Here is a 7,397-nt window from a genome sequence, read left to right as displayed (position 1 = left end):
CCGCCACCGAGACCGCCGCTGGTCCGGTGCACGGGGGCCGGACCGGCGGCAACCCTCGGACACCACGACAGTGTTGAACACGGCAGGAGAGGGAGAATGAGCAGCCGAACCGTCATCCGGGGTGGTCTCGTCATCACCGCGTCCGACGAGATCCACGCCGACGTCCTGATCGAGGACGGCCGCATCGCCGCCCTCGCCGCCTCCGGCACCCCGGCCGCCGGGGCCTGGAGCGCCGAGCGGGTCATCGACGCCACCGGGAAGTACGTGATCCCGGGCGGGGTGGACGTCCACACCCACATGGAGCTGCCGTTCGGCGGCACCTCGGCCTCCGACACCTTCGAGACCGGCACCCGGGCCGCCGCCTGGGGCGGCACGACGACCATCGTCGACTTCGCGGTGCAGAGCGTCGGGCACAGCCTGCGCGAAGGCCTCGACGCCTGGCACGCGAAGGCCGAGGGCAACTGCGCGATCGACTACGGCTTCCACATGATCGTCTCCGACGTGAACCAGGACACGCTCAAGGAGATGGACCTGCTGGTGGAGGAAGGCGTCACCTCCTTCAAGCAGTTCATGGCGTACCCCGGCGTCTTCTACAGCGACGACGGCCAGATCCTGCGCGCCATGCAGCGCTCCGCCGAGAACGGCGGACTGATCATGATGCACGCGGAGAACGGCATCGCCATCGACGTCCTCGTCGAACAGGCGCTGGCGCGCGGCGAGACGGACCCGAGGTACCACGGCGAGGTGCGCAAGGCGCTCCTGGAGGCCGAGGCCACCCACCGCGCGATCAAGCTCGCGCAGGTCGCCGGGGCGCCGCTGTACGTGGTGCACGTATCGGCGATGGAAGCGGTTGCGGAACTGGCCAGGGCACGCGACGAAGGGCTGAACGTCTTCGGCGAGACGTGTCCGCAGTACCTGTTCCTGTCGACCGACAACCTCGCCGAACCCGGCTTCGAGGGCTCGAAGTACGTGTGCAGCACCCCGCTGCGGCCGAAGGAGCACCAGGCCAAGCTGTGGCAGGGCCTGCGGACCAACGACCTCCAGGTCGTCTCCACCGACCACTGTCCCTTCTGCTTCGTGGGCCAGAAGGAGCTCGGCCGGGGGGACTTCTCGAAGATCCCCAACGGTCTGCCGGGCGTCGAGAACCGGATGGACCTGCTGCACCAGGCCGTCGTCGACGGGCACATCAGCCGCCGCCGCTGGATCGAGATCGCCTGCGCCACCCCGGCCCGTATGTTCGGCATGTACCCGAAGAAGGGCACCATCGCCCCGGGCGCCGACGCGGACGTCGTGATCTACGACCCGCGGGCCGAGCAGACCGTCTCCGCCGAGACCCACCACATGAACGTCGACTACTCGGCCTACGAGGGCAAGCGGATCACCGGACGCGTCGAGACGGTGCTGTCGCGGGGCGAGCCCGTCATCACCGAGCGGGAGTACACCGGACACGCCGGGCACGGCGTCTACACCCCGCGCTCCACCTGTCAGTACCTCAACTAGGAGCAGCGCCCATGGACTTCGGACTCGTCCTGCAGACCGACCCGCCGGCCTCGAAGGTCGTCGACCTGATGCAGCGCGCCGAACGGAACGGCTTCACCCACGGCTGGACCTTCGACTCGGCCGTGCTCTGGCAGGAACCGTTCGTGATCTACAGTCAGATCCTCGCGAACACCGACAGGCTGACCGTCGGCCCCATGGTGACCAACCCCGGCACCCGCACCTGGGAGGTCACCGCCTCCACCTTCGCCACCCTCAACGACATGTTCGGCAACCGCACCGTCTGCGGCATCGGCCGCGGCGACTCCGCCATGCGCGTCGCCGGCCGCGCACCGAACACCCTCGCCCGGATCAGCGAGGCCATGAAGGTCATCCGTGCGCTCGCGTCGGGCCAGGAGGCGGACCTCGGCGGGACGGTCGTGCGGTTCCCCTGGATCAAGGACGACGCCCGGCTCCCCGTCTGGATGGCCGCGTACGGGCCGAAGGCGCTGAAGATGACCGGTGAGGAGGCCGACGGCTTCATCCTCCAGCTCGCCGACCTGTACCTCACCGAGTACATGGTGAAGGCGGTGAAGGACGCGGCGGTCGCCGCCGGGCGCGATCCGGGCGAGGTCAGGATCTGCGTCGCCGCCCCCGCGTACGTCACCGACGACGACTCCCCGCAGGCGCTGGCCCACGCCCGGGAGCAGTGCCGGTGGTTCGGCGGCATGGTCGGCAACCACGTGGCCGACCTGGTGTCGAAGTACGGCGAGCACTCCTCCCAGGTCCCCGAGGAGCTCACCGACTACATCAAGGCCCGGCAGGGGTACGACTACTCGCACCACGGACGCAGCGACAACCCTGACACCGCGTTCGTGCCCGACGAGATCGTCGACCGGTTCTGCCTCATCGGACCGGTCGAGAAGCACATCGAGAAGCTCAACGCCCTGCGTGACCTGGGCGTCGACCAGTTCGCCGTCTACGACATGCACGACGCGCAGGAGAAGGTCATCGACGCCTACGGCGCGACGGTGATCCCGGCGGTCAACGGCTGACTCCTCCCCTCCCGCGCCACGCTCCCCACTGCTCCCCTCCCCAACCCCCCACTCCAGTTCTCCCCTCCTCCACCGTCCGGGGAGGAGGGGGCCGGAGACCCCGCACGGCCTTTCCGGAACCACCCCTCGTTTGATTGGCCTGCCCATGACCGACACCGCTCCCACGGCCATACCGCCGACCGCCCAAGTCACCCTCGCCGACGGCCGGGTGGAGATCGCTCCTGGTTCGCCGCAGCCCAGCGGCCCCTACGCCAACGAGGACCTGCTCCCGGTCCCGGTGGAGAAGCGCACCTGGACCACGTACAACTTCTCCGCGCTGTGGGTCGGCATGGCCCACAACACGGCGTCGTGGACGCTGGCCTCCGGTCTGATCGCCGTCGGCATGGACTGGAAGCAGGCGGTGTTCACCATCGCCCTGGCCAATGTGATCGTGCTGGTGCCGATGCTGCTCACCGGGCACGCGGGACCCAAGTACGGCATTCCCTTCCCGGTCTTCGCCCGCGCCTCCTTCGGCATCCGCGGCGCCAACCTCCCCGCCGTGGTGCGGGCGTTGGTGGCGTGCGGCTGGTTCGGCATCCAGACGTGGATCGGCGGTGAGGCGATCTACTTCCTCGCCGGCAAGCTGATCGGCGGCGGCTGGAGCGACGCCGGGAAGATCGGCGGCTACGCCTGGACCATGTGGCTGTCGTTCGCGATCTTCTGGGTGATCCAGGTCGCGATCATCTACCGGGGCATGGAGACCATCCGCCGCTTCGAGAACTGGGCGGCTCCCTTCGTCCTCGTCGGCGCGCTCGTGATGCTGATCTGGATGAGCAACAAAGCAGGCGGTTTCGGCCCGTTGCTGGACCAGCCCTCCAAGCTCGGCTGGGGCGGCGACTTCTGGAAACTCTTCTGGCCGTCCCTCATGGGCATGATCGGCTTCTGGTCGACGCTGTCGTTGAACATCCCCGACTTCACCCGGTACGGGAAGTCGCAGAAGGCGCAGACCTGGGGGCAGGCTCTCGGTCTGCCCACCACCATGACGCTGTTCGCGCTGCTGTCGGTGATGGTCACCTCCGGCTCGCAGGCCGTGTACGGCGAGACGATCTGGGACCCGGTACAGCTCGCCGCCAAGACGGACAACGCCGTCGGGCTGCTCTTCGCGCTGGTGACCGTGCTGGTGGCGACGCTGTCGGTGAACATCGCGGCCAACCTGGTGTCGCCGGCCTTCGACTTCTCCAACGTCGCGCCCCGGAAGGTCAGTTTCCGCACCGGCGCGCTCGCGACCTGCGTGCTCGGCGTGCTGATCTTCCCGTGGAAGCTGTACTCCGACCCGCAGGGCTACATCTTCACCTGGCTCGGCCTGGTCGGCGGTCTGCTGGGCACGGTCGCCGGCATCCTCATCGCCGACTACTGGATCCTGCGCCGCGGCAGACTCGATCTGACCGACCTGTACCGGGCCGGCGGCCGCTACTGGTACGACGGCGGCTGGAACTGGCGGGCCGTGGCCGCGTTCGTGACCGGCGGCGTCCTCGCGATCGGCGGCGCCAGCTTCAAGCCGCTGTTCGACGGCCGTCCGATCCCGGCACTGGAACCTCTCGCGGACTACGGCTGGGCCGTGGGTCTGGGCGCCTCGATCGTGGTGTACCTGGCCCTGATGCTGCCGCGCGGACGACGGGAGGAAAGCGCCGTCTGAGACGGGCGCCCGCGGCACGTGCGCATCACCGCGCGCGTGCCGCGGGCGCCGGTCCGCCGCCTCGGGCGGCGCGACGCACGGACGCCGGGCCTGCGTGGGCGGTGTCTGCATGTGCGGTGTCGCGGGAGGACGGGACGATAAGGACCGCGGACCGCGGACCGCGGAGCCCTCAGGTCTTGCTGCCGCTCTGCAGGGCGGCCACCGCTTCCTTCGCGGCCTTGATCGCGCCCTTGTTGATCTCGTCGGTGGCGGGCGCCTTCTTCGTCTCGAAGTCGCTGCCGTTGTAGTTGACGATCACCAGCGCGTTGGCCACCCGGGCGATGACGACGCCCTCACGGGTCTGCTGCTTGTCCTCGGTGGTGAGGTTCACCACCGAGTAGCCCTCGTCGCCGAGTCCCGGTACCGCCCCGCCGCCGCTCTTCTCCTTGGTGCGCTCCTTGTACGAGCTCTGCGCAGCCTCGTCCGACTCCGCGATCTCGAAGGAGATGTCGAGCCAGCGGTAGTCGTAGCCCTTGAGCGCGTTCCAGGAGCAGGTGCGGCGCAGCGCGGTGTCCGTGGACGGGATCTCCTTGCCGGCCGTCTTGGCGCCCGGCACGAGAGCGGTGACCGTCTTCACGGTCACACCGGTGCACGGGACGGGCGCGGCGGCGTACGTCTTGGAGACAGCAGTGGAGGACGGTCCGGACGACTTGTCGGACTGGGTCTTCTGCGTGTCCTTGCTCGCCGTGTCCTGCGGTTCGTCGAGCGGGCCGGACGACATCGCCCAGCCGGCACAGGCGAGCACGACCACCGGGGTCAGACGCGCGGTGAGGGCGAGCGGCAGTGGGAGGGAGCGCACGGAGCACTTTCGTGGGGGACGGTCGGACGGGGTCCGCGGTGCGGACAGCAGACGCCAGTGTCACACGACTCCCTGTGGGGCGGAAGTGTGAACTCGCTCCGTGGCCGCGCGATGACGAAGGGGCCCGGATCTATCGGAACATCACTGCCCTCACGGCGCATAGGGGGCGTTGTGTCGGTGCGGGGGCGGGCCGGGGCGACGCCTGCCGGGCCGGCTGCACCACCGTTGACGCGGAACCGTTTTCACACGGAACCGTGTCCACGCCCCGTGTCCACGCGGAACCTTCCGGACGCGGACGCCCCGCTGCATCAAGATCGTCGACACCGCCGACGTGGCGCGCAGCCGGCGATCGATCGCAAACCGACTGTCTGCAGCCGACCACGACAGCTGGTTCGGGGGCATGGGGACCGCGGCTCCACGTGGCGGAACCGGCCTCGCACTCGTTCTCCCCGGATTCTCCCCACGACTCGCCTTAGGTTGGGCAGTCGACCGACGCACCCGGACACCGAGGTGAGAGATGCAGTTCACCACCCGCCCCACCCTCCAGGGCACCTTCGGCATGGTCTCCTCCACGCACTGGCTGGCCTCACAGTCGGCGATGGCCGTGCTGGAGGACGGCGGCAACGCCTACGACGCCGCCGTGGCCGGGGCGTTCGTGCTGCACGTCGTCGAGCCGCACCTCAACGGGCCCGCCGGCGAAGTCCCGATCCTGCTCGCCCCGGCCGGCGGCGAGGTGCGCGTGCTCTGCGGGCAGGGCGTGGCGCCGGCCGGGGCGACGGTCGCCCACTACCGCGGCCTCGGCCTGGATCTCGTGCCCGGCACGGGACCCCTCGCCGCGGCGGTCCCCGGCGCGGTCGACGCCTGGCTCCTCCTCCTGCGGGACCACGGCACCAAGTCCCTGGACGACGTGCTGAAGTACGCGATCGGGTACGCCGAGCACGGGCACGCGCCCGTGGAGAACGTCGGCGCGACCGTCGAGACGGTACGGGAGCTGTTCGAGACGGAGTGGACCTCGTCGGCGGAGGTGTACCTGCCCGGCGGGCGGTCGCCGCGCACCGGCGAGCTGCTGCGCAACCCGGCGCTCGCGGCCACCTGGAAGCGGCTGCTCGCCGAGACCGCCGCGGCGAGCGACCGGGAGGCCCGCATCGAGGCCGCGCGGGAGGTGTGGCGGTCCGGGTTCGTCGCCGAGGCGCTCGTGCGGCAGTCCGCCCGCCCCACCCTGGACACCAGCGGCGAGCGCCACACCGGCACGCTCACCGCCGCCGACCTCGCGGGCTGGTCCGCGTCCTACGAGACGCCGGCGACGTACGACTGGAACGGCTGGACCGTGTGCAAGGCCGGCCCCTGGAGCCAGGGCCCGGCCCTCCTGCAACAGCTCGCGCTGCTCCCGCCCGAACTGCCCGCGTACGGGTCGGCCTCCTACGTCCATCTCCTGGTGGAAGGCTGCAAGCTCGCCATGGCCGACCGAGAGGCCTGGTACGGCGACGCGGCCGAGGTCCCGCTGGACGCGCTGCTCGCCCCCGGCTACAACGCGCAACGGCGACAGCAGATCGGCTACGAGGCGTCTGCCGGGCTGCGGCCGGGCAGCCCCGGCGGACGCACCCCGCGGCTGAGCGCGCACGCGCACGTGATCGCTTCCGACGACCCGGCCTCAGGCCCCTTGGGCGTCGGCGAACCGACCGTCGCCGAGGGGCCGGCGTCTCCCGTGCCCGGCGAGCCGGAGGTCGCCGTGGACGGGGCCGTCCGCGGCGACACCTGCCACCTGGACGTCGTCGACCGCTGGGGCAACATGATCGCGGCGACGCCCAGCGGCGGCTGGCTGCAGTCCAACCCCGTCGTGCCCGAGCTGGGCTTCCCGTTGGGCACGCGGCTGCAGATGACCTGGCTGGAGGAGGGCCTGCCGAACTCCCTCACGCCCGGCCGCCGCCCGCGCACGACCCTCACGCCGTCGCTCGCGCTGCGCGACGGGATCCCGGTCATGGCGTTCGGCACGCCCGGCGGCGACCAGCAGGACCAGTGGCAGCTGCACTTCCTCCTCGGGGTCGCCCTGCGCGCGCGGGTGCGCGGCGGACTCGACCTGCAGGGTGCGATCGACGCGCCCAACTGGCACACCGACGGCTTCCCCGGCTCCTTCTTCCCGCGCGGCATGCGGCCGGCCAGTCTCACCGTGGAGTCCCGGATGCCGGCGGCGGTGGTGGAGGAGCTGCGGCGGCGCGGCCACCGGGTGACCGTCGGCCACGCCTGGTCCGAGGGCCGTCTGTGCGCGGTCGCCCGCGATCCGGCGACCGGGATCCTGTCGGCGGCCGCGAACCCGCGCGGGATGCAGGGGTACGCGGTGGGCCGCTGACGGGGC

The 7,397-nt window shown here is 70.8% G+C and carries 5 protein-coding genes; 4 read left to right on the top strand and 1 reads right to left on the bottom strand.

Annotation, left to right across the window (positions count from 1 at the left end; all coding sequences use genetic code 11):
- Positions 1-96 precede the first annotated feature (96 nt).
- From hydA to ACN6LD_RS36315, 3 genes are all read left to right on the top strand, one after another.
- Positions 97-1,500, top strand: coding sequence for a dihydropyrimidinase (gene hydA / locus ACN6LD_RS36325; protein WP_319196998.1), 1,404 nt, complete (start codon positions 97-99; stop codon positions 1,498-1,500).
- An 11-nt stretch (positions 1,501-1,511) separates the two neighbouring features.
- Positions 1,512-2,531, top strand: coding sequence for a TIGR03842 family LLM class F420-dependent oxidoreductase (locus ACN6LD_RS36320; RefSeq protein WP_319196996.1), 1,020 nt, complete (start codon positions 1,512-1,514; stop codon positions 2,529-2,531).
- 145 nt (positions 2,532-2,676) lie between these two features.
- Complete coding sequence (locus ACN6LD_RS36315) at positions 2,677-4,206, top strand: NCS1 family nucleobase:cation symporter-1 (protein ID WP_445045381.1); 1,530 nt, start codon at positions 2,677-2,679, stop codon at positions 4,204-4,206.
- 169 nt (positions 4,207-4,375) lie between these two features.
- Here the strand turns inward: ACN6LD_RS36315 and ACN6LD_RS36310 are convergent, their stop codons facing one another.
- A complete protein-coding gene (locus ACN6LD_RS36310) occupies positions 4,376-5,044 on the bottom strand; it encodes a hypothetical protein (protein WP_319197803.1) in 669 nt (222 codons plus the stop codon).
- 517 nt (positions 5,045-5,561) lie between these two features.
- On the opposite strand from ACN6LD_RS36310, the gene ACN6LD_RS36305 reads away from it, so the two are divergent.
- A complete protein-coding gene (locus ACN6LD_RS36305) occupies positions 5,562-7,391 on the top strand; it encodes a gamma-glutamyltransferase family protein (RefSeq protein ID WP_445045380.1) in 1,830 nt (609 codons plus the stop codon).
- Positions 7,392-7,397: the final 6 nt, after the last annotated feature.

Source organism: Streptomyces sp. SAS_272, from assembly GCF_052543235.1.
This window is presented reverse-complemented; position numbering and strand designations above follow the sequence as displayed.